At 39.5% G+C, this 744-nt stretch carries 1 protein-coding gene; it reads right to left on the reverse strand.

What is annotated here, in order from left to right:
• Positions 1-360, reverse strand: a 360-nt coding sequence (locus G625_RS22060; protein WP_198014907.1) for a helix-turn-helix domain-containing protein, incomplete at its 3' end; no start/stop codon positions are given.
• Between the last annotated feature and the right edge of the window lie 384 nt (positions 361-744).

Consider the following 744-nt stretch of genomic DNA (forward strand, 5'->3'; position numbering starts at 1 on the left):
TTTTTCTCCTTTATCCATCATACCGGTCAATGCCTCAACATACCCAATCATTCGATCCCTCATGGTTTTATCCAACTTGTTAAACCCGCTTATCAAAATACCCGTGTCGGTCCCCTTGGGCACAACATAATAATCGTGGTTTCTACCGCGTCCTTCAACCGGGTCGACACCTGACAACAACCATTCAGGTGACACATCCAATGCTTTGCATATTGGAAGAATCTTCTCCGATGATGGATTAGTCTTGTTCTTCTTCCATTCACTAATAGTACTTGGAAGTATTCCCGTTTCTTCTGAGAACTCCTTCTGGGTCATATCTATCTGTCTTAATCTTTCAAATATCCGTTCACTTATCGTCATAATGATGTTCCTCCATTTTCTGAATAAATTCAATGACATCTCAATATATCGACAAAATAAATCTCTCTTTCTTATTGATTTCGAAAAGACTTCCCGTACATGCTATCAATGTCCGCCAAATTTTCATGTTCCACCCCATTCCATTTATATTTCAACATTTCAATATTATGAATATTATCACAATCCAAAACTTCTGTCAATCATTGGCCAAAGTAACCAGCTTCTCATAAAGACTTTGTAATCTTTTTGTAAGAGGTCGAGTAGACAGGGGGATTGCTCCCTCTGCCCCTCACAGAATTCCGGACATGCAGATTTCCCGCATCCGGCTCTTTACGAGACTCATTCCTCGTATACTATCATGCGTAGATACTCACGTATATTTTT

The organism is Oribacterium sp. NK2B42 (assembly GCF_000424445.1).
GTDB lineage: Bacteria > Bacillota > Clostridia > Lachnospirales > Lachnospiraceae > Oribacterium.